Below are 24,251 nucleotides of genomic sequence, written 5' to 3'. Positions count from 1 at the left end.
AAGGACGGCACGATTGAAATGCGTAAGCGACGAAGGCGCCATGACCCAAGCCGAATTTGACAAGCTGCATGAAAAAATCGATGCCCACCGGCTCGAAGTCGGCCGTTTTCACGAAGAAGTGGCCAGTGTCTCGCGACAAATCGCCAATTGCGACAAGCTGGTGCGGCTGGCCAATGCCGGCCTGAGCCAGATCGACGGCAAGATCGCCGACGCCGTCCGCATCAGCGCCGAAGCCCAGCAGATCGCCGACGTAGCAGGCGCCCAGGCGAGCGCCGCCGCGACCACCGCCACCAGCGCGGCAGTCGCCGGCATGGTGCACAGCCTGGGCGAAGCCACCGAAGCGGCGCGCAGGACCAGCCTGTCGCTGAACCTGTTGCAATTCAAAACCGGGAGCTGGATCGCCGTCTACACGATGCTGGTCGTCCTGTGCTGCCTGGTGACCGGCTTCCTGACCAGCTGGGCGCTGCGCGGCAACGCCCTGACGCCGGAGCAAGCCCACTACGTCGAGCTCGGCAAAGCCCACGAAGCGCTGCTGGCCAACGCCAGCGACAAAGAACTCAAACAAATCAACGCCATCCGCACCCGCGCCAAAACCAAATAAATCCGGGGTCAGTTCTTGCAATCCAACACGGGCTCTGCCGGTGTATGGCAGAGCCCGTGTTGGATTGCAAGAACTGACCCCGGATTTTAGGCGAGCTTGCGGATGACGGCGGCGAGCCGGTCGACTTCGTCGTAGGTGTTGTAGAAGGCCAGTGAGGGCCGTACTGTGGTCTCGACGCCGAAACGGCGCAAGATCGGTTGGGCGCAGTGGTGACCGGTGCGTACGGCGATGCCTTCTTCGTTGAGCGCCTTTCCTACCTGTTCGGTGGTGTAGCCGTCCAGGACGAAGGACATCACGCTGGCTTTGTCGGCCGCCGTGCCGATCAGGCGTACGCCACGGATTTGCTTGAGCTGGTAGGTGCCGTACACCAGCAGTTCGTGCTCGTAACGCGCGATGTTGTCGATGCCGATGCGGTTGACGTAGTCGATTGCTGCGCCCAGGCCGACGGCATCGGCTATGTTGCCGGTGCCCGCTTCAAACTTGTTGGGGATCGGCTGGTACACGGTTTTTTCAAACGTGACGTCGGCGATCATATTGCCGCCGCCCTGCCACGGCGGCATGTCTTCCAGCACTTCGCGCTTGCCCCACAACGCGCCGATACCGGTCGGCCCGAACACTTTGTGGCCGGAGAAGACGAAAAAGTCGGCGCCCAGCTCCTGCACGTCTATCCGCATATGCGATACGGATTGCGCGCCATCCACCAACACCCTGGCGCCCACGCTGTGCGCCAGCGCCACCACTTCCTTTACCGGGGTGACGGTGCCCAGCGCATTCGATACCTGTGTGATCGAGACCAGCTTGGTGCGCGGGTTCAGCAGCTTGCGGTATTCGTCCAGCAGGATCTGGCCGCTGTCGTCGACCGGGATCACACGCAGCCTGGCGCCTTTGGCCGCAGCCAGCTGCTGCCATGGCACGATGTTGGCATGGTGTTCGAGGTTGGAGACGATGATTTCGTCGCCTTCGCCAATGTGCTGAGCGCCCCAGCTCTTGGCCACCAGGTTGATGGCCTCGGTGGTGCCGCGCACGAAGATGACTTCGTTGACGTCCGGGGCGTTGATGAAACGCTGCACGCGCTGGCGTGCGCCTTCGTACGCATCGGTCGCGCGTGCGGCCAGTTCGTGCGCGGCGCGGTGGATGTTGGAGTTTTCGTGTTCGTAGAAGTAGCTGATGCGGTCGATCACCGATTGCGGCTTGTGCGTGGTGGCGGCGTTGTCGAACCACACCAGCTGGCGGCCATTCACGCGCTCTTGCAGGATCGGAAAATCGCGCCGCACGGCATGCACGTCAAACGGCGGCTGATGGCTGGCGGCGCCCAGCACCGGAGAGGCCGCTGCGGATGAGGACGGCGCGCCCGATGGTGTCTGCCAGTCGTTGAGGAAGTAGTAGGACGGCGCATCGATCTGACGCGCTCCCCCCACCTCCAGCGACGGCACGCCCAGCACGGCGCCGCCGCTGCGTGGTTCGTACGCGGGCAGCGTGCTGTACACCTTGTCCGGTACGCCATTGCCGGCTGGCGCGGACGGTGCCAGCGCCGGAGCACGGTGCGCCAGCGAGGGCAGCTGCGTCGGCGACGCCGGGATCAGGTTGGTGCCCGGTAGCTGGCCTTGCGGTATCGGCGTTCCCGGCACAGCAGGCCCGAGACCGGCCGGACTGGCCAGCGGCGAGCCGGGCGGTGCAATATTGGCGGGCGCCTGCACACCATGGACACCCGACGGCGAGGCAAACGGCGACGCGCTGAACAATTCATTGGCCAGCCGTGCCAGCGCTGCCGTATCAAACGGCGCGCCGGACGGCTCCGGCAAGGTAGGAGATGGATGGCTCATTTATAGGTGTCGGGATAGTCGTGGTATTTGCCGATTTCCACATCATCAAGCACGGCCAGTGCATCCGGCGTCAGCACCGCCAGCGAGCAGTACAGCGAAATCAGATAGGACGAGATCGCATGGTTGTTGATGCCCATGAAGCGCACCGACAGCCCCGGACTCTGCTCGCCCGGCAGGCCCGGCTGGTACAGGCCCACCACGCCCTGGCGCTTGTCGCCCACGCGCAGCAGCAGGATCTTGGATTTGCCATCGGCCACCGGCACCTTGTCCGACGGGATCAGCGGAATGCCGCGCCACGTGATGAACTGCGAACCGAACAGGCTGATGGTGGGCGGCGGCGTCCCGCGGCGTGTCGCCTCGCGGCCAAACGCGGCAATCGCCAGCGGATGGGTCAGGAAGAATGCCGGCTCCTTCCACACCTTGGTCAGCAGTTCGTCCAGATCGTCCGGCGTCGGTGCGCCGGTCAGCGGGAAGACGCGTTGCTCCTCGGTCACTTGCGCCAGCAAGCCATAATCCGGGTTGTTAATCAGTTCGGATTCCTGGTTTTCCTTGATGGTTTCAATCGTCAGGCGCAGCTGTTCCTTGATCTGGTCATGCGGGCTGCTGTACAGATCGGACACGCGCGTATGCACATCCAGGATCGTTGACACCGCGTTGAGGAAATACTCGCGCGGATTTTCCTCATAATCGACAAAGGTGCGCGGCAGCTGGTTCTCCTCCTCGCGCGCGGTGCAGGTGACCTTGATCGCCTCTGGATTCTTCACCTGGTTGAGGCGATAGATGCCGGCCTCCACCGGCACCCATTGCAGCAGATGGGTCAGCCAGCGCGGGCTGATGGTCGACAGCTGGGGCGCGGTCTTGGTTGCGTTTGCTAATTGCCGCGCTGCGTTATCGCCCAGCGCCGTGGTACCGCCTACTGTTGCCGACATCGTGACTCCCATCCAGATAGTTAGAAAACAGGGATAGTGTGCGGTGTGATACCCATGCGCTCAACATGCTATCGCCACCACTCCGGGGTCAGGTCCCTCATTTCTACACGGGCTCAGCCTTGGTGCGCAGGCTTTCGCCGTGGGTCAGCAAGGCGGCCGGCGACAGCTTGAGTGCAGCCGCCAGTTTTTCCACGGTGAGCAGGGAGGCGATCACGACGCCGCGTTCGATTTCGCCGATGTAGGACCGGTTGAGGTTGGAATTTTCCGCCAGCCGCTCCTGCGACCAGCCCTGTGCCTCGCGCAACTGCCGCACGCCCCGCCCGAAGCTGTGCGCCAGCGCGCACGCCACGCCGGACGCGGCACTCATGACGCACCTATGCTGTTGGCAAAAGCGCCTTCGCGCGATTCGGCCTGGGCAATGCGGCCGCCCGCCGGCACGTCATGCGTGAGCCACACATTGCCGCCGATGACAGCGCCCTTGCCCAGCGTGATGCGGCCAAGGATGGTGGCGCCCGCGTAAATCACCACGTCGTCTTCCACCACCGGATGGCGCGGCAGGCCTTTTTGCAGATTGCCTTCCGCATCCGTCGGGAAGCGCTTGGCGCCCAGCGTCACTGCCTGGTACACGCGCACCCGCTCGCCGATGACGGCGGTTTCGCCGATCACCACGCCGGTGCCATGGTCGATGAAAAAGCCGGCGCCGATGCGCGCGCCCGGGTGGATATCAATGCCAGTCGCACTGTGCGCCAGCTCCGATACGATGCGCGCCAGCAGCGGCAGTTCCAGCACATACAGCTGATGCGCCAGCCGGTAGTGGATCATGGCCAGCACGCCGGGATAACACAGCAGCACCTCGTCCACGCTGCGCGCCGCCGGATCGCCCTGGTAAGCGGCCATCACATCGGTATCCAGCAGAGCGCGGATGCCCGGCAGCGCAGCAGCAAGGCTGCGCACGGCGATCAGCGCTTCCTCATCGACGGGACGCCCACCCTGGCCGCGCAGGCCGGCGTTATAGGCCAGCTCGCGCCGCACCTGTTTCAGCAGCGCGTGCAGGGCCGCGTCGAGCGCATGCGCCACGTGGAAGTCCTCGCTTTCCTGCCGCAGATCGGGCGGTCCTAGTCGCATGGGAAACAGCACGCCCTTGAGGCTGTCGATGATGGCGGCCAGCGCGTCACGTGAAGGAAATTCACGGTTGCCGGCTTCGCTATTGCGGCGTTGGGTCTGCCGCCAGCTGTGGCGCGCATCGTGCAGCGCTTGCACGATGCCGGTGATGTCGAAGGTGGCTGCCATGGTTCAGTCCTGCACCCAAGGCAGGCCCTGGAAGCGCCAGCCGTCCGCCTTGCCGCGCTGCTGGTGCGCGTCGAGTTCGCCTTCGAACCCTTCCAGCACATTGAAGACATTGGTGAGGCCGGCCTTGGTTGCCGCTTCCGCCGCCAGCACCGAGCGCTTGCCGCTGCGGCACAGCAGCAGGGCCACCGCATCCTTGCGGCCCAGCTTGGCTTCGAGCTCACGGGCAAAACGGGGATTGCGGGTCAGTGCGGTGCCGGTGGCCCAGGCCACGTGCAGGCTGTCCGGCACGTGGCCGACGAACTTGCGCTCTTCGGCGGTGCGGACATCCACCAGCAGCGCCTGGCCGCTGGAGAACAGCTCCCAGGCCAGTGCCGGCGGCACACCGCCCGCATAAGACAGGCCGGACAAGCCGGCCCGGGTTTTAAGCTCTGCCAGCTGCTGTGGCAGATCGAGTACTTCTTCTGACATGACGACCCTTTATGCGTTGATGGCGATAGACACCAGCATACGGTTCGTCAAAATGAAACAAAACGAATAAAAACAACTTCACAAAGGTGGAAAACGCATAAGTCCTGTTGCAGCAATCAGCGTGCGTTGATGGTCACCGGAATGGTGATCTGCGTGGTCGCACCCTTGGCATCGGTGGCCGATACTTTCAGTTGATAGCTGCCAGCCTGCGGCGCCGCCCAGTACACGGTAATGTTCATGCCGCCAGGCAGGAACGCCATGCCAAGTGGTGCGCCGGAGATCGTCAGCGACACTGCACCGGTAGCCGAGATGCCGATATTGCCGGTCAGCGCCTTGCCGACCACGCCATTCATGGCCGCCGCCGTAATCACCGGACCCGCCGAGCTGGTGGTGGTTGGGTTAGTGGTGGTGGTCGCAGCCGCAATCACGATGGTGTACACGCCCTGGCCGCTCAGGCCGGTCTTGCTGTCCTTGGCGATGACGGTGACGCTGTAGGTGCCAGCCACCGGCGTCGCCCAATTCACCACGCCGCTGCTATTGATGCTCATGCCGCCAGGCGCACCGCTGAGGGTGTAGCTGAGTGCATTCGCCGACGAAGCCGACACCGTGAAGCTCAGGGCCGTGCCGACTTTGCCATTGATGGTGGCTGGCGCCACCACAGGCGCCGTGTCCACGGTCAGGCCGGACAGGGTGCTCAGCAGCGAAGCGGCGTTAGGCGTTCCCAGGCCGGTAGCCAGGTCGTAGCCAGTCTTGGCCGTGCAACCGGCGCAGCTGCCGTTGCTGCCCTTGACGACGTCGGCGAAGACTGCGGCATAGGTGCCCGGCACCGTCGAGATCTGGTTGTACAGCGCGCTATGTGGCGCGCCCAGCGCGGCCTTGCCATTCACGGCGCGCAGCGCATTGGCCACCGCAATCAGGCCGGCCCACTGCGGCGTTGCCAGGCTGGTGCCGCCGACGCTGGACCAGCGCACCGTGCTGCTGCCGCTCGGGATCACCGCGACATACTGGCCGCTCGACGGGTCGGCATTGAACGCCACGTCGGCCACCGTGCGGCGCGCGGCCGTGCCCATGCCGGGCACCGACACGCTCTGATACGACGGCGTCGCCACATACTGGCTGACGCCGCCACCGGTGTTCGACCACGTCACTTCGGAACGCGTACCCGCGCCGCTGTAGCTCAGCGTGGTACCGCCCACCGCCAGCACTTTCGGCGATACCGATGGCCACGCAACCGCCGCGCCCGAGTCGCCGGTGGCGGCCAGGTAAGTCATGTTCGCTGCGGAGAAGGTGGCATCGGCCGCGCTGGTGCCGCTGCTTTCGCTGCCGCCAAAGCTCATCGATACCACGCCGGGCCCCATGGCATTGGCCAGCTTGACGCCGCCCAGCAGATTGTCATAACTGGCGCTGGCCGTTTCGATCAGGACGATGCGCGCCAGCGGCGCGGTGGCATGCGCCCACTGCACATCCAGCGCAATTTCGGTGGCCCAGCCGGAATCGTAGGCAGGCGCGGACGCGCTCATGCCGCCGCTGGCCGTGCTGTACACCACCGACAGTTCGCAGGCGTTGCCGGCAGCCGTTGCCAGCGGCAGCTTGGTGCTGCTGGCGATGGTTTTGGTGGTGCATGCCGGCAGGCTGAATTTGGTATTGAACGCTGCCAGTTCGGCCGCCACGTTCGGGTTGTGCTGCGCATCGACAATGTAGATGGTCTGACCGGCGCCCAGCTGTGCCGCCTGTGTGGCGGTCAGATTGGTGAAGCTGGCCGGCAGCGCTGGCAGGCCGTAGGCGGCGCGGATCTGCGCCGGCGAGTACGTCACGACCGTGCTGCTGGTGGCCATTGGCGTGGCCGGGCTGGTGTCGGCGGCCAGGCTGCGGTCCGCTTCGACGTGGCGCAGCGCCTGCACCGTCAGCTGGCGCGAACCCAGGCGGCGGAATTCCGACGGGATGGTTTGCGTGTGCACCGGTGCGTCCGCGCCGACCGCGTTGTCGTCCGGTGCATCCAGCAGCACCGGCGCCATGTGGAACGATGGCTGCGCGTACTGCTGCGCATCGGCCGCTGGCAGCGTACCTGGGTCCAGTTCAATCGTGGTGGCTGCGGTCGCCATCGGGGCGGCGGCTTGCACGACGCGGGATGCTGGACTGGTTTCGGTGTTGCCGCCGCAGGCACTCAGCAGGGCGGCAATGCAGGTCATCGGGATCAGGTACGGGCGCATGGAAATCTCTCGGTGTGAATTCTAACTAGATTCAGTTAGGTTGGCGTACGGCAATACTATCAAATTCTCACACGGAAAGACTAACCTGACTAAAATGTTAGGGAAACACTGTCAGGACATTATTGCTTTGTCGCCTTTTTGCCTTACAGAACGGGCAATTGTTTCAAATCATTTACTCGGACTAACAACTTTAGCGTACCCAGCAGGGCATTCCTTTGCTCATCGTTCAATTGGCCAAAGAAGGCTTCATCGTTCTGATCCGCCAGCGCGGCCAGCTTGGGCACCAGCGTGCGGCCTTCTTCCGTGAGGCACAGTTGCTGGGCGCGCAGGTCGTCATCGACGATGTAGCGCTGCACCAGGCCCTTGTCCTGCAAACGCGTGAGGATCTTGGATACCGCGCCCTTGGTCATGCCCAGTGCGGCTATCAATTCGGAAGCAGTGGAGGCATCGCGGTCATACATATGCCGCAATGCCACCCATTCCGATACGGAGACGCCATGTTGCTCGACCAGCGCGGCAAAACTTGCTGACACATGGTTGGAAACAAACCGCAGCCAGAACCCCACATGCGATTCCAGCGCGCTTGCTTTTTTCTTTGAAGGCATGTTTTAATCCGCTCAATTGGTTTCCATGGAAACTATTTTACCAAGGAGAGGAAAGATGGACAAGAACATCATCGACAGCTGCGCGCATGATTCCTACGCAGGCACCGCAAGCTTTGGCGAAATCGTCATGCGGCTGGCAGGCGCCGGCGTGGAAAGCTACTACGCCGATTATCGCGCCCGCACCACCACCTACTATGGCCCCGAAGGCGACAGCTACACCATCCCGCTGACGCGTAGCGCGGCCGCGATACCGCCGGACTTCGATGCGGCAGGCGTGCAGGACGCGATCCGCGGCGCCCAGCGCGGCGATGTCAAATATCCGGCATTCGTGAGTCTGTCGGTCGCTGCAGGCTGCGTCGGCTATATGGTCTGGATTGCAGGCCGCCATGTTGCCTACTATGGCCGCGCCGGGGAAATGCATGTGGAAAAATTCCCGCCGCAGTGACGGCCGCCCTACTCTTTTTTATATTTGACGTAGAGCGCCCACGGCAGCGCGATCAGGACAGCGAGCCAGGGGAAGCGGGCAATGACGTGGGCGATCGCCATGACAAACAGGCTGAGCACCACAACCGCGACCAACAGGCCCAGGCCGCTGATCCACTTGCTTGCCGCAACCTTCTGCGGCGTCTCTTTCTCAATACCGCCGATGTCGTTCGCGCAGCGCAGCAGCACTTCGGTCATCCAGCTATCCAGGCGCCGGCTCCAGTCATCGGCCTTCGCCGCCTCATCGTCACTGAGCCGGCGGTAATCGCTGTCTTAGTTTTTCGGCCACATGCAGCGACAAATGCTGCGCGCCTGATCGCCGCAGCTGGTCCAGCCACTGCGTGAAATCATCAGCCAGCAAGGCATTCCCCGCAAGCGAGCGGAACTGGGAACGGGCATCCCTGAACACCGCATGCCGATACCAGTCTTCCAGCGCGCACGCGTGCCACAAGAACTGCGTGCCGTAGCTGACCAGCGCGACCTGGCGAAACATCGATTCCTGCCGCAACGCCACTCCCCTGATAATGTGATCGCGGAACAGCTTACTTCAAATCAGCAGGAAACCGGCGCACCCGACCGTATGCGCGCCGGCTCACGTCACCGTGAAATTGGCTGGTCCCGCCATCAGCGTATAGCCGTTCGCATACAAACACCACGCGCTGTAGCTGCCGGGCGCCAGCTTGCTGGTGTCGATGCTGACGCTGCCGCTGGCGGCGGTCGCGTACTGCCAGGTCAGATAGCTGCCGCTGCCGGGCGTGACGCCCGCCTTCCAGATGCCGATCCAGTTGGTGCTGCTGACTTTGGAGGCCGGCAGCGCATAATTGACCAGCATCGGCGTGCCCTGTTTGACGCTGGCGGTACTGGCCGCCAGCTGCGTCACACTGACCGCGACCGGACCACCCAGCGCCTGGTAGCCATCCTGGTACAGATACCAGGCCGCATAGTCGCCCACCGCCAGCGTGCCGGTGCTGAACGCTACGCTGCCGCTGGCATCGGGCGCATAGCTCCACAGTGCGGAGCTGCCATTGCCCGGGGTACGGCCTGCCGCATACAGGCCGATCCAGTTCTTCGGATCGAGCTTGCCGTTCGGCGCCGCGTAGTTAAAATTTAGCGGCGCGCCCTTCATCGCGTACGGCGTGCTGGTGTCGAACACGATGCGGCTCTTGTTGGTGCCGATCATCGGATCGACCCGGCTTGCCGCGCCGGTCTCGACGTGCCCGGCGACGCGGCGCGACCACAAGGCATCGGCATCGCAGGTCACGGTGAAGTCATACCAGCCAAAGCTGTCCGCCAGAGCGTAGTCGATCGCCAGCGTCTGTCCGGCCGCGACGGTATAACTGGCCTGCGCAACCCCGTAAGCGTTATCGTTGATCGTAAAGCGGCAAGCCTGCTGCCCGCCCACATTCGACAGCGTGAGCCAGATGCCGTTGCTGGCCACGCTGTACATGCATTGCAGCTCCGGCCGCGCGCCGCCGGCCGCCTGCGCCACAGTCCCGGCGAACTGGCGCAGGAAACCGTTGGCGCCATGAACGCTGAGTGCGTAGCTGCTGCCGCTCCAGTTCCACATTTCGTTGTCGATGCTCTTGCCTGCTTCCACCGTGTAGTACCAAGGCCCGTCGCTGCGCAGACTGGAATACACGATGAAGGCGGCGCCCACCTGGCCAAGGTTGCTGAAGCTGACAGCCAGCTGCTTGTTGCCGTTGTTGCTGGCCTGGACCTGCAACATATACGGCAGCGGACAGGCATAGCGCGGACCGTCAGCGGCCACCTCCTCCTGGCGCGGCAGGGTCTGCACGGCGGGCGGCACCGGTGACGGCTTGCCGCTGACCGGCGCGTAGGCGGCCGTCTTCGGCGCGCTGGTGGGCCAGTCGCTATTGGGATGCTTGAAATCGAAGGCCGACGTCAGGTCGCCACAGACCGTGCGGCGCCACGGCGAAATCTGCGAACAGGTGATGCTGGCGCGGTCCTTGCCCAGGCCCTGTACCAGCCACTCCTCCAGGAAGCGCAGCTTGGAGGTGTGATCGAACAGCTGCGAGCAGACGCGGCCGCCTTTGCTCCATGGCGAAATCACCAGCATCGGCACCCGTGGCCCAAGGCCGACCGGAATGCCCTGATAGCTTTCATAGGCGCCGATGTCGGCCAGCGTGGTCTTGCCCATGCCGGTATTGAGCGGCGCCATATCGGACGGCACGTGGTCGAAGAAGCCGTCATTTTCGTCATACATCAGCAGGAACACGGTTTTGGACCAGACCGCGGGATTGGCCACCAGCGCCGCCAGCAGGCGCGCCGTGATGCTTTCGCCCGCGTTCGGCGAGTGCGATGGATGTTCACAGTATTCGGTGGGCGCGGAGATCCACGACACCTGCGGCAGCCGGTTGTTTTGCACGTCATCAGCGAACGCCCGCACCAGCAGATCGCCCTTGGTGCCGGCCGCGTTGGCGGCGCTCGAACCTGGCGCCATCACCCGGCCATTTTGCGCCAGCGGCGAGCTGGCGGAGAGGCGGCTGCCATCCGCATTGACGCGGAAGTTCTTGAAGTAAGCCAGGTAGTTGTCGCCGTAGTTGTCCCACTCCTGATACACCTTCCAGCTGACACCATTCGCCTGCAGCACTTCAGCATAGGTCTGCCAGTTGGGCGCGCTGCCGGTGACTGCAGCGGACAGGTTGTCGTTGGCGGGATCGGCGTTGTAGATGCCACCCGCGCTGATGTTGTACAAGCCGCCCATGGCGCCGAACCAGCCCTGGTTGGTGCCGCTCAGCGAATACAGGCGATTAGGGTCGGTCGCGCCAAAGATCGAGCAGTGGTAGGCATCGCAGATCGTGAAGGCATCCGCCAGCGCATAGTAGAACGGCAGGTCGCCACGGTTGAAGTAGCCCATGGTCTGCGCGCTTTTCTGCTTGACCCAGGCATCCCAGCCTTGCCAGGTAGCCTGTGCGCCTTTCCAGGAATGGTCCAGGCCAACCGACAGCGCGCTGGTGTTCTTGGCGTCGAAATGGAACGGCAGCACATAGCCGCCCGCAGCGTCGGGCTGGTACCACACCGGCCGACCATTCGGCAGATCGATGGCGCGCGGGTCGTCAAAACCACGCACCCCCGCCAGCGCACCGAAATAATGATCGAACGAGCGGTTTTCCTGCATCAGGATCACCACGTGGCCGATGTCGGCCAGAGTGCCGGTGGCGTTGTTGGCCGGGATCGCCAACGCCTCGCGAATCAGGTCAGGGAAAACGGTGGTAGCGCTCACGCCCGCGCCGGCAACGGCGTAGCGAAGGAAGTTACGACGGCTGGTCGACATCGGCGGGCTCTCTGCTGGACGAAAACAGAGATGGTAGCGAGCAAATATGACAACATTGTGGCATTGCCAGCTTTGCTTAGTGGTAGATCAAATCTCCCGGTTAAGTTGTCCAAAAATCCCCTAAAACAACAAAAAAGCCCTGTAGATCAACAACCTACAGGGCTTAGTTTACAAATTAGAGGCTACTAGATCTCAGAACGGAATATCGTCATCCATGTCCGAGAAGTTCGGCGCTGGGCGCGGGGCTGGGCGTGGTGCCGGCGCTGGTGCCGCCATCTGTGGGCGTGGTGCTGGGGCTTGACGCTGCTGTGGCGCGGCTTCGTAACCACCGCCACCGCCGTAGCCGCCATCATCCATGCCGCCGCCTTCACCCATGCCTTGACGGCCACCCAGCATTTGCATCTGCTCGGCGATGATGTCGGTCGCGTATTTCTCGACGCCGTCCTTGTCGGTGTATTTACGGGTCTGCAGGCGGCCTTCAACGTAGACCGAGGAACCTTTTTTCAGGTACTGGCCAACGATTTCCGCCAGACGGCCGAAGAAGGAAATACGGTGCCACTCGGTCAGCTCTTTTTGTTCGCCGGTGTTGCGGTCTTTCGAGCGATACGAGGTCGCCACTGCAATGTTGGCGATCGCATCACCGCTAGGCATGTAGCGAATTTCCGGATCGCGACCCAGATTGCCGACGATGATGACTTTGTTAACTGATGCCATGTATAAAACTCCTGAGGTATGAGGGCAATTCGTTTGGTCCACCGGGCCAATTCAATGTCCAAGTGCGGGAATTTTGTTCCAGATGCTTAATTGACTGTCGATGTTTTTCTATCAATTAAACGCGTGTGGACTCACCCAAAAGTGCTTAAGTTTACCGTACTTTACCGCCCAGGATAGGAATTGCATGCCAATGTGGTTCAAAATTCTGATCTGGCACAAGGAATTTTCGGACAACTAGCGGACTGGACAGGCAATGAGCCTCAGGGATAGCAGCGGTACGCCGCATGGGGAAGGAAGCGCTGCCATGTATTGCTGGCATTGCTGACCGGCTGGGCGGACAATGACGTCGTCCGCCAGCCGTTGCTGCCGGGTTGCCCCGGCATAAAGCGGCTATCAGCCGCGGCGCGCGCGGCGGCGTGCCAGGCCAACCAGGCCCAGGCCAGCCAGCAGCATGGCGTAAGTTTCCGGTTCCGGTACGGCGGAGACGGTGCCGTTGACGGCGAACGGCAGCTCTACCGACAAGCCGCTGCTGCTCTCTTCAATCTGGATGAAGGGGGCACCGACCTGCGATTGCTGCGCATTGCCTTCACGCGCATCGGAGGTCGGCGGCTGCCATGGACCGGAGGCGGCGGTACCGGTCAGGCCCCAAGTCAGCCAGTAGTGGCCGGAAGCCAGCGTGATGTCGGCGATGTCGGTGTCGATCTTGTAGATGCGGCGCTGGGTGTTGTTGAGGGTGAGGTCAGTGACACGGTAGCCGGCCAGGCCGCCGTTGGTGACGCCGGAAGTGCCGGAGGCAACCACGGTGCCAGTGTTGATGTCGCTACCGGAGACGATGCTCCAGGTCGCCGAGGTGAAGCTGAAGCCACTCGCGCCGGTTTGATAGCCATAGAAGCTCAGGCTGGACACATTCCAGCTTTTGCCGGCGGTAACATTGAAATCATCCGCGACGAAATTGCCCGAATTGGTCTGGTTGCCGAAGCCATAGGTGTTGGCGTCTGGCGCGATGATGGACAAGCCATTCGATTCAACTACCGGACCGTTGTTATACAACTCGCCTGCGTTAGCGATGCCAGAAACCAATGCCAGTACCGCGATTGCGATTTTCTTCATCATTTCCCCTCATGTGGTGTAGTTGAGTAGAAAAAATAACATTGTTTTAATAAAATTAGCAATATATTATTTTTAAATATCGATGTGCTATTAAATTAGTTGCCAATCAACGTCAACCTGAGGGGCTGGCCAGGCAAGGCCTCCGCCATGGCCGGTAGAGTGCGCGCTGGACCTACTATTTTGCGAAGCCGTCCCCAACTATCCGCTTCGTCTGCCAGTTGAACCAACGCAAGAAAATACTGGTATTATATACAGTGCCGCGCCGCCACCCGACGATCTCGCGCGAGGTCGGCGCATATATCCAAACCCAGCTATAGTTACGGGTTGACTCTAAAGGCCAAATCCATGGAACAGATCCGCATTCGCGGCGCACGCACGCACAACCTCAAAAACATCAATCTCGATCTGCCTCGCAACAAGCTGATCGTGATTACCGGCTTGTCCGGTTCCGGCAAATCCTCGCTGGCATTTGACACGCTGTATGCCGAAGGCCAGCGCCGCTATGTGGAGTCGCTGTCGGCCTATGCCCGCCAGTTCCTGCAACTGATGGAAAAGCCGGATGTCGACCTGATTGAGGGCCTGTCGCCGGCCATCTCAATCGAGCAGAAAGCCACCTCGCACAACCCGCGTTCGACCGTCGGCACCGTAACCGAGATCCACGACTACCTGCGTCTGTTGTATGCGCGCGTCGGTACGCCCTATTGCATCAACCACCCGGACCAGGCCCTGGCTGCGCAGACGGTCTCGCAGATGGTCGATGCCGTGCTGGCCCTGCCGCAAGACACCAAGCTGATGATCCTTGCGCCGGTGGTTGCAAACCGCAAGGGCGAGCACGTCGACCTGTTTGAAGCCATGCAGGCGCAGGGCTTTATCCGCTTCCGCGTCCAGAGCGGTACGCATGACGCCAAGATCTACGAAGTGGAAGACCTGCCGAAGCTGAAGAAAACCGAGAAGCACACCATCGACGTGGTGATCGACCGCGTGAAGGTCGGCGCCGACATCAAGCAGCGTCTGGCCGAAAGCTTTGAAACCGCGCTGCGCCTGGCCGACGGCCGCGCCGTGGCGCTGGAAATGGATAACGGCACGGAGCACGTCTACTCCAACAAGTTCGCCTGCAACACCTGCGGCTATTCGCTGCAGGAGCTGGAGCCGCGCCTGTTCTCGTTCAATAACCCGATGGGCGCCTGCCCGGAGTGCGACGGCCTTGGCCACATCGAGTTCTTCGATCCCAAACGCATCGTCGCCTTCCCCAACCTGTCGCTGGCGTCCGGCGCCGTGAAAGGGTGGGACCGCCGCAACCAGTTCTACTTCTCGATGCTGTCCAACCTGGCGGCCTTCTACGAATTTGATCTGGACCTGCCGTTCGAGAAGCTGCCGAAGCCGGCACAGGAAGCCGTGCTGCATGGTTCCGGCAAAACCCAGATCCCGTTCACCTACATCAATGAGCGTGGCCGCACCGTGGTCAAGGAACACACGTTTGAAGGTGTGGTCAACAACCTCGCGCGCCGCTACCGCGAAACCGATTCGATGGCGGTGAAAGAGGAACTGGCCAAATTCATCAACGAGAAGAAATGCCCGTCGTGCGAAGGTGCGCGTCTGCGCGTGGAAGCGCGTTACGTCAAGGTTGGCAGCGGCAAGCAGGAACGCGCCATCTACGAGATCGCCGAGAAGCCACTGCGTGAAACGCTGTCCTTCTTTGAGCAGTTGAAGCTCAAAGGCGCGAAGAAAGAGATTGCCGACCGCGTGGTCAAGGAAATCATCTCGCGCCTGCAGTTCCTCAACAACGTCGGCCTGGACTACCTGTCGCTGGACCGCAGCGCCGATACCTTGTCGGGCGGCGAAGCGCAGCGTATCCGCCTGGCCTCGCAGATCGGCTCCGGCCTGACCGGCGTGATGTACGTGCTCGATGAGCCATCAATCGGCCTGCACCAGCGCGACAACGACCGCCTGATCGACACGCTCAAGCACCTGCGCGACATCGGCAACAGCGTGCTGGTAGTGGAACACGATGAAGATGCGATCCGCACTGCCGACTATGTGGTCGACATGGGGCCGGGCGCTGGCGTGCATGGCGGCGAAGTGATTGCTGCCGGTTCGCTCAAAGACATCCTGAAGAACAAGAAGTCGCTGACCGCGCAGTACCTGAGCGGCACGCGCAAAATCGACGTGCCGAAAAAGCGTCATGTTGCGGATCCGGACAAGCAGCTGGTCATCACCGGCGCCACCGGCAACAACCTGAAAAAGGTCAACCTCAAGCTGCCCGTCGGCCTGATGACCTGCGTGACCGGCGTCTCCGGCTCCGGCAAATCGACGCTGATTAACGACACGCTGTTCCCGGCCCTGTCGCGCCACCTGTACGGTTCGCAGACCGAGCCAGCGCCGCACGACACCATCAGCGGCCTGGAACACTTCGACAAGGTGATCTCGGTCGACCAAGCGCCGATTGGCCGTACGCCGCGCTCGAATCCGGCCACCTACACCGGCCTGTTCACGCCGATCCGCGACCTGTTTGCCACGGTGCCGACCGCGAAAGAGCGCGGCTACAGCGCTGGCCGATTCTCGTTCAACGTCAAGGGCGGCCGCTGCGAAGCGTGCCAGGGCGATGGCGTGATCAAGGTCGAGATGCACTTCCTGCCGGACGTGTACGTGCCGTGCGACGTCTGCCACGGCAAGCGCTATAACCGCGAAACGCTGGAAGTGCAGTACAAGGGCAAGAACATCACCGAGATCCTCGACATGACCGTCGAAGACGCACACGAGTTCTTCAAGCCGGTGCCGCTGATCGCGCGCAAGCTGCATACGCTGCTCGACGTGGGCCTGGGCTACATCAAGCTGGGTCAGAGCGCGACCACGCTGTCGGGCGGCGAAGCGCAGCGCGTCAAGCTGTCGCTGGAGCTGTCCAAGCGCGACACGGGCCGCACGCTGTACATCCTGGACGAGCCGACCACCGGCCTGCACTTCCACGATATCGACCTGCTGCTGAAAGTGATCCACCGTCTGCGCGACCAGGGCAACACGCTGGTCATCATTGAGCACAACCTCGATGTGATCAAGACCGCTGACTGGATCGTCGACCTGGGTCCGGAAGGCGGTGCGGGCGGCGGCAAGATCATCGCCAGCGGTTCGCCGGAAGAAGTGGCGGCCAACGCAGCCAGCGTGACCGGTAAATACCTGGTGCCGCTGCTGAAGTAAGCCATGCCATGAAACGGGATCCATCGCCCACCCGCCTCGATCACATGATCGATCTCGTCCAGCGCCATGTGCTGGACGAACAGCGGGTGGCGACGGCGATTCCGTTTCTGTCGCTGCTGCGTTCATCGCATCCCACGCCGGTCACGCGCGGCGTCCTCAAACCCTCGTGCTGCGTGATCCTGCAGGGCCAGAAGCGCGTGCATCTGGCCGAGGACATCCTCGATTACGGCCCCGGTGAATACCTGGTGGTGTCGGTCGACATGCAGGCCGCAGGCCACATCGTCAACGCCACGCCGGACAAGCCCTATCTGCTGCTCAATATCGAACTCGATCCGCAGGAAATCGCAGCCGTCGTGCTGGAGGCGAAAATCGCCATCGATACGCAGGAACCGGTGCGCGGCGCCTTCGTCGGCAAAACCGACGATGCCTTGCAGGAGTCCTTATACCAGCTGGTGCGCTTACTAGCAGCGCCAGCAGCGGAAGCGGCGTTTCTGTCGGTAGGACTGAAGCGCGAAATCATTTATCGCATGCTGACCGGCGCTGACGGCCGCCAGCTGTACCAGAACATTGTGCTGGACCAGCAGGACCGCGGCATCAGCAAGGCCATTGCCTGGCTCAGGGAGCATTACGATCAGACGGTGAAAGTGGAGGAACTGGCGCAGGCCACCAACATGAGCATCTCCAGCCTGCACCACCGCTTCAAGGCCGTGACCACGATGGGACCGATGCAGTATCAAAAGCAGCTGCGCCTGCAGGCGGCACGCACGCTGCTGCTGAATGGCGATGTCGATGCCACCACGGCCGCTTACCAGGTCGGCTACGAAAGCGCATCGCAATTCAGCCGCGAATACCGCCGCCTGTTTGGCGCACCGCCTATGCAAGACATGAAGAAACTCCGGACTACGCCATGAACATCAACAAGAAGCGCCTGCTGCCGATCGGCGTGGGCTTGTTTGCCTTTGCCGCGATTGGCCTGCTGGCCGATAAAGCCTGGTCGGAGAAACAGCAGCAGCTGGACCTCATCACCAATTTCTACAAAGACCATATGGCACGGCCGGAGATCCGCCAGGCCAGCCAGCTGCCTGCCGGCGCTTTCTACTCTGCCGAGCTGGAAGCGCTGGTCGACGCCAACCTCCAGCTGTGCGACAGCCTGTCGCGCGGCGACGATATCTGCGGTTATGGCGCCGATGGCGATGTGTTTCTCGACACGCAGGAAGTGCCACCCAGCCTGGATTTCGAACGCTCGCACTTCCAGGTGGCGCGCGTTGGCGAGAACACCGTGGAAGCCACGTTCAACGTCTATCCCGATATGGGCTCAGCCTATGAGCGCCAGATCCGCTACGTGCTGGTAAAAGAGGACGCTGGCTGGCGTGTGGACGACATGCTGTACGGCCAGGGCCGCTCCATGCGGGAAGAGATCAAACAGGAAAACGACGCCGTACTGGCGCGTGCACGCGAGCTGGCCGATGCGGCGGGATGGGTATTCAACTACCTGGGCAACGAGGATATGCTGGACCGCGCGGCACGCTTCATCGCCTTCCCGGTGCAGGTCTGCGACCAGTATGGCGCCTGCGCTGCATTGAAGCGCGATGATGTCGTGCTGCTGCAGGCGCTGGATGCGCTGGGCCACAACAATCCAGATCTGACCACGTTGCCCAAGGCGGGCGAAGTCTCGGCCAGTGAAGGCAAGGTCGTCGCCATCGGCGCCCTTGACTTCACTTTCCGCAACAAGGCCTGGTGGGTTACGAAGATTGATTTGCGACGGTCTTCTTCTCCGTTGCGACCCAATCCTTGATGTGCGATTCCAGCACGTCCATCGGCAAGGCGCCGGCGCCTAACACCTGGTCGTGGAATTTGCGGATGTCGAAGCGGTCACCCAGTTCCTTGCGCGCGTAGTCACGCAGTTCGAGGATCTTCAGCTGGCCGATCTTGTAGCCCAGCGCCTGGCCTGGCCAGACGATGTAACGGTCCGTCTCGCTCTGCACTTCCACTTCGCCGATGCCCGAATGCGCGTGGAAGAAGTCCACCACCTGCTGGCGGTTCCACTTCTTGTAATGCAGGCCGGTGTCCACCACCAGGCGGATCGCGCGCAGCATCTCATCCTGCAAATGGCCGTAGTAGCTGTAAGGGTCCTTGTAGAAGCCCAGCTCTTCGCCCAGACGTTCCGAGTACAGCGCCCAGCCTTCCGCATACGCGGTGTAATTGCCTTGCTGGCGGAAGTCCGGCAGGCCCTGGATTTCCTGCGCGATGGTCAGCTGCATGTGGTGGCCCGGCACGCCTTCATGCAGCGCGGTGGTTTCGATATCGATGGTGGAGCGCTTGGCGAAATCGCCGGTGTTGACCATCACGCGGCCCGGACGTTTGCCGTCCGGCGAACCTGGCATATAGGCCGCAGCGGAAGCGCCCTTCTCGCGGAACTCCTCCACCGGCTTGATCTCCACCTTATTCTTCGGCAGCACGCCAAACTGGTTGGACAGCTGGGTGTACATCTGGTCCGTGTATTTCTGATACAGGTCGATGATCTCCTGGCGCGATTTCGGATGCAGCGCCGGATTGGCTTCCACCGCCTTGTTGAACGACTTCAGATCCTTGTAACCCAGCTTCTTCGCGGTTTCCAGCATCTGGCCTTCAATGCGTGCGACTTCCGACAGGCCTAGCTGGTGGATCTGTTCCGCCGACATCTCGGTGGTGGTCGAGGACTGCGCCTTGAAGTTGTAGCGTGCCACGCCGTCCGGCAGCGACCACATGCCCACTTCCGTGCGGCCATGCGGCAGGTATTTGGTCTTGGTGTAGACCGCCAGCTTTTTGTAGGCCGGTGCGACATCGGTTTTCACCGCAGCCAGAATTTCCTTGGTCAGGCGTTCTTTATCGGCTGCCGAGAAATCCTTGGGCATCTTCTTCAGCGGTTCGGCGTACGGCGAATCGGCGGGCTTCATGGCCGCCACGTCTTCGCATTGCTTGACGATTTTCGGGATCAGGAATTTCGGCGGCATCAGGCCATCCTTGACACCTTTGTCCATCTGGACGCGAGTTTCCTCGAACAGCTTGGGCAGCGCGTGCAGGCGCTTGATGTAGTCCTCGTAATCCTTGACGGTTTCAAAGTTCAGCGCCGAGATAATCATGGGACCATCGATATGGATGCCGGAGTTCTGCGCCAGTGGCATCTCCCAGTCCTTGAAGCGGGCGCCGTCCAGATTCTGGCGCAGCTGGCGTACCATCAGCTCGCGGTTCAGCTGTTCCTGCAGCGGGAAGCCGGTGGTATCGACCGCCTCGAAGCGCTTGAGGAAATCGGCGCTGGCCTTGAGATCGGCCTCGATGCCGGCCTGCGAGAAGTCCGACCATTTGTCGTTGTAGCGCTTGTCGCCCAACAGCGATGCCCATTCAGGGCTGGAGCGCATGGTGTATTCCCACTGCTCCTTGAGCAGACTATTCAACGCCGTGCGGCGCGCTTCCAGGTCGGGAGCGGCAGTGTCGGCATGGGCCACGCCCAGGATCAGGGAGAACAACAGGGCGCTGGCAGCGCCGATACGGGTAGTCGTTGTCATGTCGGCCTATCTTATAAAAATGTTGAGCGTGCACTGTAGCGTGGCAGATTGCCAGCCGCTTGCGAAATGTGACGAAATGCTAAAACTCCGGCATGGAATGCAGAATCAGGCAACCATGCTGCAGGAATCCCACTGATGCGCGCAACCACGGATTCCTAGAATGGCTGCATCCCTATCCTCTATTCCCCATAAGGAGCTGCCATGTACATCATCGACCACATCTACATCAACGGCCAGTTCGTCACGCCGCACGGCACCGAGATGTTTGACCTGCTTAACCCCAGCAACGGCCAGCTGGCGGGCCAGGTACGCCTCGGCGATGCAGAAGACGCGCGCCGGGCCATCGCTGCCGCCAAAGCGGCTTTCCCGGCCTTCTCGCGCACCACCAAGGCGCAGCGCGGCGCGATGCTGCAACGCCTGCATGACGCCGTCCTGGCGCGCGCCGATGAAGCGGCAGCCGCGCTGGTGGAGGAGTATGGCGGCCCACACAACACCAGCGTGGCCCGCTCGCGCTACACCGCGAATATGTTTTTGGATGTGAAGCAGGTCATGGACGACCACGCATACGTCAAGACCATCAACAAGTCCACGGTGGTGCTGGAGCCGGTGGGTGTGGTCGGCATCATCACGCCCTGGAATTCCAGCGCCTGGTTCATCGCCAACAAGGTCGCTACCGCCATCGCAGCTGGTTGCACGGTGGTGGTCAAACCCAGTGAATTGAGCGCGCGCCAGAATCAGATACTGGCCGAATGCTTCCATGCGGCCGACCTGCCGCCGGGCGTGCTCAACATCGTCAACGGCCGCGGTGACGTGGTGGGTGCGGAGCTGAGCACGCATCCCGACATCACCAAGATCTCCTTCACCGGCTCCACGCCCGTCGGCAAGCACATCGCCCGTCTCGGTGTGGACACCATGAAGCGCGTGACGCTGGAACTGGGCGGCAAAAGCGCCAACGTCATTCTGGACGACGCCGATTTCGCCCGGGCGATCCCGATGGCGGTGGCGGCCTGCTACATGAACAATGGCCAAGCCTGCATCGCCGGCTCGCGCCTGCTGGTGCCCAGCCACCGGCTGGACGAGGTGAAGCGGCTGGCCAAAATGGCGGCGGAGGCTGTGGTGGTGGGCGATCCGCACGACGCGGCTGTCACGCTCGGCCCCATCGTCACGCACCAGCAGTATGAGCGCGTGCAGCATTACATCCGCACCGGCATCGAGGAAGGTGCGGAATTGGTGACGGGTGGCCTGGGCAAACCGGCAGGACTGGCAGCAGGCTACTTCGTCAAACCTACGGTGTTCGCTGGCGTGACGCCATCCATGACCATCGCCAAAGAAGAAATCTTCGGTCCGGTACTGTCCATCATGCGCTATGAAACGGAGGAGGAAGCAATCGCCATCGCCAATGGCACGCCCTATGGCCTGCAAGCCTATGTCAGCTCCACCGACCTGGCGCGCGCCAACCGCGTGGCGCACCAGCTGGTGGCCGGCCGGGTGCACATCAACGGCATCCACGATGACCTCATCGCGCCGTTCGGCGGCTTCAAACAATCCGGCATCGGCCGCGAATTCGGCCCCTACGGACTGGACGCCTACCTGGAGCCGAAAGCCATACTGGGCGAGCACGCACAATATCAAAAGTAAAAAAATATAGCTTTTGAAATTGTAAAATAAATATCATAATGGCCGCCTTACATCCCTTCCCGGAGTGACGATGCGACCTGCCTTTTCCCATGCCGCGACTGCCTGGCTGGTAGCGGCTTTTGCTTTCACCGCGCCCGCCTTCGCTGTCGATACCTGGAAAGAAATCTCGACCGCCGAAAATGATTTGAAGATCACCGCAGGCAGTCCGCTGGATTTCAGCGCGCTACTGCCTGCGGGTAAGGCCGGCGACCATGGCCCCGTCCTCGCCAGGAACGGCCGGCTGGTGTTCGACGACCGCAAGGACGTGCCCGCCAAACTGAACTGCGTCTCGCTGGCCTGGAGTCCGGCTACGGGCTCCTTCCCGGACGATAACACCGCCGCCGTGTATGCCCAGCAGCTCAAGCTGCATGGCTACAACGTGGTGCGTTTGCACTACGTTGAAGGCATCCTCATGCATAAAAGCAAGGTGGATAACCAGTTCGATGGCGAACAGCTGCGCCGGTTCTACAAATTTCTTGCGGAGCTGAAGGCGGCAGGCATCTACTGGGTCATCGATATGATGTCCTCGGATAACGGCACCATTGGCAACGACAAGAACAACCGCTGGGAAGGTAATCTGAACCTGAAATTCCGGGTCCAGCTGCCATCGGACCAGGCCGCCAAAGACGCCTGGAAAAACCAGGTCAACGCCATCTACGCTGCGGTCAATCCTTACACCCAGCAATCGACACTGAGCGACCCGGCACTCATCGCGGTCAATCTGGTCAATGAAGGCGAGATCAACTACCTGGCCACCCAGGCCAAGGATATCGACGGCAAACCGCTCAATCTGGTTGGCTTCCAGCCCGAACTCAAGCAGCCTTTCAATGCCTATCTGCTCAAAAAATACGGTACCAATGAAAATCAGCTCAAAGCGGACTGGGCCAAGGACAGCGGTGCATTGGCCAATACCGAACATCTTGCCGACGGCAATATCGAGATGCCGCCAACCAGGGACGCCTACAGCCAGCGCATGGCGACGTTCCAGGATTTCCTGACCCAGCTGCAGCAGAATTCGGTGGTGTGGATGACGGCACATCTGAACAGCCTTGGCTATCATGGCCTGGTCACCAGCTATAACAACTGGGACCGCATCACCGCCCACAAGACACGCTCCAGCCTGGAACTGATCGACGCCCACGGTTATTTCCAGGAGGTTGCGGGCGCTGGCCCCGGCGCCACCGCCGTCCAGGGCAGCCAGACCGATGCGCCTGACCTGAATTTCGTCGCCCGCATCGCCTCGGCACGCCATGCCGGCAAGCCGTTTATCGTGACCGAGTACGGCCAGGTGTTCTGGAACCAGTACCGCTTTGAAGGCTCGGTGGTCACGCCCGCCATCGCCGCGCTGCAGGGCTGGGACATGATATGCATGCACGGCGAAGGCGGTGTCGATCTGAGCTTCAGCCAGCCCGGCATCATCCGCAAGCAGGCCATCAATCCTTATGGCGTGGGCATCGATCCGGTGCTGCGTGCGGGCGAGACCTTGTCAGCCTTGCTGTTCCTGCGCGGCGATGTCGCACCGTCGCCTAACCGGGTGGTGGTCAAGTATCCTTCACCGGATAACGAAGTGCCCAAAGATTCCGGCAATGCCGTCATGTCCGACCTGCGCATCCTCGGCTTGCTGACGGGCCTCGAGATCCGCCACCCGTTGGAAAGCTCGGTGAAGGTTCCCGGCATCACGGTCGAAATGACGCCGAGCCTGTCAAACATCAATCAGGCGGCACGCATCCAGACGCTGGTGGATAACAACATCCTGCCGCCCCACGTCACGCTTGCCAATGCCTACTACCAGAGCGACACCGGTCAATTCGCGCTGGACAAGACCAATCGCCGCATCACGGTGACCACGCCGCGCTCCGAAGTGCTGTCGACCGCAACCGCGATCGGCAACTACCGCTTCAATGCCCTGAAAGTGACCAGCATTGATGGTCCGGCGCTGCTGTCCGCCAGCACGCTGAACGAAGGTAATCTGGAAGACAGCAAACGTATCCTGATGATCTTTGCCACCGATGCGCAAAATACCGGTATGAAGTTCAAAGATACCACGCTGGTGACGCTGACAACGCTGGGCCAGATGCCGGTCCAGATACGCCGCGGCGTGGCCAAGGCTTCGATCAAACTCAAGCACAAAACGCCCATGCGTTTAATCGCGCTCGACCTGCGTGGCAACCGCCGCGACACGCTCGCCAGCACGTCCGTGGAAAGCCTGGATGGTATCGAGTGGCAGTTCGAGCTGGATAACCATCTGACGAGCTTTGGCCCCACCACCTTCTTCCTGCTGGAGGAGCAGCCGCAATAAGGCCAGGCGG

Annotated in this window: 20 protein-coding genes; 7 read left to right on the top strand and 13 right to left on the bottom strand. The window is 61.7% G+C overall.

The features are described from left to right. The first annotated feature begins 40 nt into the window (after window positions 1–40). Complete coding sequence (locus GTP58_RS14440) at window positions 41–601, top strand: hypothetical protein (RefSeq protein ID WP_161078022.1); 561 nt, start codon at window positions 41–43, stop codon at window positions 599–601. A gap of 86 nt (window positions 602–687) precedes the next feature. Here GTP58_RS14440 and GTP58_RS14435 read toward each other — a convergent pair whose 3' ends face one another. From GTP58_RS14435 to GTP58_RS14405, 7 genes are all read right to left on the bottom strand, one after another. After that, complete coding sequence (locus GTP58_RS14435; protein WP_161078021.1) at window positions 688–2,424, bottom strand: family 2A encapsulin nanocompartment cargo protein cysteine desulfurase; 1,737 nt, start codon at window positions 2,422–2,424, stop codon at window positions 688–690. Continuing rightward, entirely contained in the window at window positions 2,421–3,353 is a 933-nt protein-coding gene (locus GTP58_RS14430) for a family 2A encapsulin nanocompartment shell protein (RefSeq protein WP_161078020.1), read from the bottom strand. Before GTP58_RS14430 ends, GTP58_RS14435 begins: the two co-directional genes overlap by 4 nt. 103 nt (window positions 3,354–3,456) lie before the next feature. Continuing rightward, window positions 3,457–3,720, bottom strand: a complete 264-nt coding sequence (locus tag GTP58_RS14425) for a helix-turn-helix domain-containing protein (protein ID WP_161078019.1) — start codon at window positions 3,718–3,720, stop codon at window positions 3,457–3,459. Beyond that, window positions 3,717–4,643: a serine O-acetyltransferase EpsC gene (gene epsC / locus GTP58_RS14420; RefSeq protein WP_072783439.1), complete on the bottom strand. Its 927-nt coding sequence runs from the start codon at window positions 4,641–4,643 to the stop codon at window positions 3,717–3,719. Before epsC ends, GTP58_RS14425 begins: the two co-directional genes overlap by 4 nt. Before the next feature lie 3 nt (window positions 4,644–4,646). After that, the gene (locus GTP58_RS14415) at window positions 4,647–5,111 is read right to left on the bottom strand and encodes a rhodanese-like domain-containing protein (protein ID WP_161078018.1); all 465 of its coding nucleotides are present in this window, start codon (window positions 5,109–5,111) and stop codon (window positions 4,647–4,649) included. 116 nt (window positions 5,112–5,227) lie between these two features. Next, window positions 5,228–7,321, bottom strand: a complete 2,094-nt coding sequence (locus GTP58_RS14410) for a putative Ig domain-containing protein (protein ID WP_229215567.1) — start codon at window positions 7,319–7,321, stop codon at window positions 5,228–5,230. 143 nt (window positions 7,322–7,464) lie between these two features. Continuing rightward, entirely contained in the window at window positions 7,465–7,926 is a 462-nt protein-coding gene (locus GTP58_RS14405) for a MarR family winged helix-turn-helix transcriptional regulator (protein WP_161078017.1), read from the bottom strand. Window positions 7,927–7,981: 55 nt separating this feature from the next. Here GTP58_RS14405 and GTP58_RS14400 point away from each other — a divergent pair, with 55 nt between their 5' ends. Then, window positions 7,982–8,371 (top strand): DUF1398 family protein, encoded by a 390-nt coding sequence (locus tag GTP58_RS14400; RefSeq protein WP_161078016.1) that lies wholly within the window; start codon window positions 7,982–7,984, stop codon window positions 8,369–8,371. An 8-nt stretch (window positions 8,372–8,379) separates the two neighbouring features. On the opposite strand, the gene GTP58_RS14395 is transcribed toward GTP58_RS14400, so the two are convergent. The 5 genes from GTP58_RS14395 to GTP58_RS14375 form a co-directional block, all read right to left on the bottom strand. Continuing rightward, window positions 8,380–8,607 (bottom strand): hypothetical protein, encoded by a 228-nt coding sequence (locus GTP58_RS14395; protein ID WP_161078015.1) that lies wholly within the window; start codon window positions 8,605–8,607, stop codon window positions 8,380–8,382. A gap of 49 nt (window positions 8,608–8,656) precedes the next feature. Further along, complete coding sequence (locus tag GTP58_RS14390; protein WP_161078014.1) at window positions 8,657–8,902, bottom strand: hypothetical protein; 246 nt, start codon at window positions 8,900–8,902, stop codon at window positions 8,657–8,659. Window positions 8,903–9,001: 99 nt separating this feature from the next. Next, window positions 9,002–11,704, bottom strand: a complete 2,703-nt coding sequence (locus tag GTP58_RS14385) for a phosphocholine-specific phospholipase C (protein ID WP_161078013.1) — start codon at window positions 11,702–11,704, stop codon at window positions 9,002–9,004. A gap of 192 nt (window positions 11,705–11,896) precedes the next feature. Continuing rightward, entirely contained in the window at window positions 11,897–12,418 is a 522-nt protein-coding gene (ssb, locus tag GTP58_RS14380; protein ID WP_161078012.1) for a single-stranded DNA-binding protein, read from the bottom strand. Between the two features lie 393 nt (window positions 12,419–12,811). Continuing rightward, complete coding sequence (locus GTP58_RS14375; RefSeq protein ID WP_229215566.1) at window positions 12,812–13,531, bottom strand: PEP-CTERM sorting domain-containing protein; 720 nt, start codon at window positions 13,529–13,531, stop codon at window positions 12,812–12,814. A 342-nt stretch (window positions 13,532–13,873) separates the two neighbouring features. On the opposite strand from GTP58_RS14375, the gene uvrA reads away from it, so the two are divergent. From uvrA to GTP58_RS14360, 3 genes are read left to right on the top strand one after another with little or no spacing between them, the layout of a single operon-like run. Continuing rightward, window positions 13,874–16,720 carry an excinuclease ABC subunit UvrA gene (gene uvrA / locus GTP58_RS14370; protein WP_072783419.1) on the top strand — a complete coding sequence of 949 codons (2,847 nt, stop codon included), beginning with the start codon at window positions 13,874–13,876 and terminating at the stop codon, window positions 16,718–16,720. A gap of 8 nt (window positions 16,721–16,728) precedes the next feature. Next, window positions 16,729–17,631, top strand: coding sequence for an AraC family transcriptional regulator (locus tag GTP58_RS14365; protein ID WP_161078011.1), 903 nt, complete (start codon window positions 16,729–16,731; stop codon window positions 17,629–17,631). Then, window positions 17,628–18,515: a hypothetical protein gene (locus GTP58_RS14360; RefSeq protein ID WP_161078010.1), complete on the top strand. Its 888-nt coding sequence runs from the start codon at window positions 17,628–17,630 to the stop codon at window positions 18,513–18,515. The genes GTP58_RS14365 and GTP58_RS14360 overlap by 4 nt, the downstream gene beginning before the upstream one ends. Here the strand turns inward: GTP58_RS14360 and GTP58_RS14355 are convergent. Next, window positions 18,463–20,265, bottom strand: coding sequence for a DUF885 family protein (locus GTP58_RS14355; RefSeq protein ID WP_072783413.1), 1,803 nt, complete (start codon window positions 20,263–20,265; stop codon window positions 18,463–18,465). The genes GTP58_RS14360 and GTP58_RS14355 overlap by 53 nt on opposite strands. A gap of 201 nt (window positions 20,266–20,466) precedes the next feature. Between GTP58_RS14355 and GTP58_RS14350 the strand changes: the two genes are divergently transcribed. Further along, window positions 20,467–21,903 (top strand): aldehyde dehydrogenase family protein, encoded by a 1,437-nt coding sequence (locus GTP58_RS14350; protein ID WP_161078009.1) that lies wholly within the window; start codon window positions 20,467–20,469, stop codon window positions 21,901–21,903. 70 nt (window positions 21,904–21,973) lie between these two features. Further along, window positions 21,974–24,241 carry a hypothetical protein gene (locus GTP58_RS14345; protein WP_161078008.1) on the top strand — a complete coding sequence of 756 codons (2,268 nt, stop codon included), beginning with the start codon at window positions 21,974–21,976 and terminating at the stop codon, window positions 24,239–24,241. Window positions 24,242–24,251 lie beyond the last annotated feature (10 nt).

Origin of the sequence: Duganella sp. CY15W (genome assembly GCF_009857555.1) — a bacterium.
Lineage (GTDB): Bacteria > Pseudomonadota > Gammaproteobacteria > Burkholderiales > Burkholderiaceae_D > Rugamonas > Rugamonas sacchari.
This window is presented reverse-complemented; position numbering and strand designations above follow the sequence as displayed.

Coding starts and splice junctions, on each gene's coding strand:
- GTP58_RS14440 (WP_161078022.1), top strand. CDS start 41: ATGACCCAAGCCGAATTTGACAAGCTGCATGAAAAAATCGATGCCCAC.
- GTP58_RS14435 (WP_161078021.1), bottom strand. CDS start 2,424: ATGAGCCATCCATCTCCTACCTTGCCGGAGCCGTCCGGCGCGCCGTTT.
- GTP58_RS14430 (WP_161078020.1), bottom strand. CDS start 3,353: ATGTCGGCAACAGTAGGCGGTACCACGGCGCTGGGCGATAACGCAGCG.
- GTP58_RS14425 (WP_161078019.1), bottom strand. CDS start 3,720: ATGAGTGCCGCGTCCGGCGTGGCGTGCGCGCTGGCGCACAGCTTCGGG.
- epsC (WP_072783439.1), bottom strand. CDS start 4,643: ATGGCAGCCACCTTCGACATCACCGGCATCGTGCAAGCGCTGCACGAT.
- GTP58_RS14415 (WP_161078018.1), bottom strand. CDS start 5,111: ATGTCAGAAGAAGTACTCGATCTGCCACAGCAGCTGGCAGAGCTTAAA.
- GTP58_RS14410 (WP_229215567.1), bottom strand. CDS start 7,321: ATGCGCCCGTACCTGATCCCGATGACCTGCATTGCCGCCCTGCTGAGT.
- GTP58_RS14405 (WP_161078017.1), bottom strand. CDS start 7,926: ATGCCTTCAAAGAAAAAAGCAAGCGCGCTGGAATCGCATGTGGGGTTC.
- GTP58_RS14400 (WP_161078016.1), top strand. CDS start 7,982: ATGGACAAGAACATCATCGACAGCTGCGCGCATGATTCCTACGCAGGC.
- GTP58_RS14395 (WP_161078015.1), bottom strand. CDS start 8,607: ATGACCGAAGTGCTGCTGCGCTGCGCGAACGACATCGGCGGTATTGAG.
- GTP58_RS14390 (WP_161078014.1), bottom strand. CDS start 8,902: ATGTTTCGCCAGGTCGCGCTGGTCAGCTACGGCACGCAGTTCTTGTGG.
- GTP58_RS14385 (WP_161078013.1), bottom strand. CDS start 11,704: ATGTCGACCAGCCGTCGTAACTTCCTTCGCTACGCCGTTGCCGGCGCG.
- ssb (WP_161078012.1), bottom strand. CDS start 12,418: ATGGCATCAGTTAACAAAGTCATCATCGTCGGCAATCTGGGTCGCGAT.
- GTP58_RS14375 (WP_229215566.1), bottom strand. CDS start 13,531: ATGATGAAGAAAATCGCAATCGCGGTACTGGCATTGGTTTCTGGCATC.
- uvrA (WP_072783419.1), top strand. CDS start 13,874: ATGGAACAGATCCGCATTCGCGGCGCACGCACGCACAACCTCAAAAAC.
- GTP58_RS14365 (WP_161078011.1), top strand. CDS start 16,729: ATGAAACGGGATCCATCGCCCACCCGCCTCGATCACATGATCGATCTC.
- GTP58_RS14360 (WP_161078010.1), top strand. CDS start 17,628: ATGAACATCAACAAGAAGCGCCTGCTGCCGATCGGCGTGGGCTTGTTT.
- GTP58_RS14355 (WP_072783413.1), bottom strand. CDS start 20,265: ATGACAACGACTACCCGTATCGGCGCTGCCAGCGCCCTGTTGTTCTCC.
- GTP58_RS14350 (WP_161078009.1), top strand. CDS start 20,467: ATGTACATCATCGACCACATCTACATCAACGGCCAGTTCGTCACGCCG.
- GTP58_RS14345 (WP_161078008.1), top strand. CDS start 21,974: ATGCGACCTGCCTTTTCCCATGCCGCGACTGCCTGGCTGGTAGCGGCT.